The sequence below is a fragment of the Bradyrhizobium sp. genome, from assembly GCF_016462955.1.
In the GTDB taxonomy this organism is placed as follows: Bacteria; Pseudomonadota; Alphaproteobacteria; order Rhizobiales; family Xanthobacteraceae; genus Bradyrhizobium.
The window spans coordinates 8,729-10,268 of record NZ_JAEMSD010000055.1 but is presented as its reverse complement, the minus strand read 5'-3'; the positions used below and the strand labels follow the sequence as shown (position 1 = coordinate 10,268).

2 protein-coding genes are annotated in these 1,540 nt (G+C 60.8%); both read left to right on the top strand.

The window, feature by feature from the left end; translation table 11 throughout:
• Window positions 1-8: 8 nt before the first annotated feature.
• Window positions 9-737, top strand: a complete 729-nt coding sequence (locus JHD07_RS08875; protein ID WP_291621152.1) for a branched-chain amino acid ABC transporter permease — start codon at window positions 9-11, stop codon at window positions 735-737.
• 51 nt (window positions 738-788) lie between these two features.
• Window positions 789-1,540: branched-chain amino acid ABC transporter permease (locus tag JHD07_RS08870; RefSeq protein WP_291621150.1), on the top strand; the 752-nt coding region annotated here is incomplete at its 3' end.

Below are 1,540 nucleotides of genomic sequence, written 5' to 3'. Positions count from 1 at the left end.
TCTGGTGGATGGTCGCCTCGCTCGGATTGCCGCTCTCGATCGGTCTTCCGCTCGCATTCGTCGCGGCGGCACTGTTCGGACTCCTGGTCGAGCGCGTCTTCTTTTCCCGCCTTGCCGGTGAGTCGGTCTTCGCCATGGTCATGGTTACAATCGGGCTGCTCATCCTGATCCGCGGTTTGATCCTCGTGCTGTTCGGGCCGCAGGTGCGTTCGTTCCCAATCATATTCCCGCTTCAGCCGGTGATCATCGGGGAGATTCTGATCCCTCGCTCGCTTCTCATCGGCGGCGTGATAACGGTGATCGTCGGCTTCGGTCTGTCGTGGTTTTTCAACCGAACGCGGGCCGGGCTGCGCATGACGGCGGTCGCCGAGGATCACCAGGTGGCATTGTCGATGGGAATTTCGGTAAAGCGCTCTATCGCGTTCGCATGGATCCTCGGCGCTGTGCTGTCGACACTCGGCGCCGTCATCTTCCTCAGCGGAAAGTCGCTGAACTTTCTTGCCTCCGACATCGGCCTCGCAGCATTGCCGGTGGCGCTGCTGGCGGGTTTCGAGGCGATCGCCGGCGTCCTGCTGGCCGGCCTTATCGTCGGCATCATTCAGGGGCTCGTGACCGCCTATCTCGATCCGATCGTTGGGGGCGCGATCGGCACCGTATTCCCATTCATCATCATGCTGCTCATCCTCTTTATTCGGCCGACCGGGATGTTCGGCTGGAAGACCATCGAAAGGGTCTGACCGATGGATCCGGCAGGCGTATTCGCCACCAGTTTCGAACGCGATAAGGCCTTGATCCGCACCCGCGGGCAATGGATCGCGCTCATTGTGTTTCTCGTCGCGCTGGCCGTTTTGCCTCATGTTCTGGGACCGCGCCTCGTCGCGATCTCGACCAACATGCTGATCATGGCCGTGGTCGTGATCGGCCTGCAGATCAACATGGGATATGCGGGCCAGATCAATCTCGGCCAAGCCGCCTTCATGGGCGTCGGTGCCTACGCCACCGGTGCGCTGGCCATCAAGTTCAATCTGCCATTCTGGCTCAGCATTCCGCTCGGAGGCTGCGCCGCTGCAGTATTTGGCTTCATCTTTGGCTTGTCTGCGGTTCGCATCAAGGGCTTTTACCTGGCGCTCACCACCATCGCGGCGCAGACCCTGTTTCATTTCCTGATCCTCAATCTGCCGCAGTCGTGGTTCGGCGGATCGAACGGTCTGACGCTGGAACCGGCGCAAATCTTCGGCTTCAGCTTCGTCAGCGAGACGTCGATCTACTATCTCTGTCTGGGCGTGACGGCGCTGATGGTGTTCGGTGCCTACGGCATCGTGCGCAGCCGGCACGGACGCGCCTTCGTCGCAGTCTGCGACGACGACGTCGCGTCCGGCCTGATGGGGATCAATGTTGTGCGGACCAAGGCGATCGCCTTTCTGATCGGCGCGTTCTACGCGGGGATCGCCGGAGCGTTGTGGGCCTACTACGTGCGCTTTGTCGCCGTCGACCAGTTCACGCTGTTCCATTCGATCTGGTTCATCGCCATGGTCATTGT

Coding starts and splice junctions, on each gene's coding strand:
- JHD07_RS08875 (WP_291621152.1), top strand. CDS start 9: ATGGTCGCCTCGCTCGGATTGCCGCTCTCGATCGGTCTTCCGCTCGCA.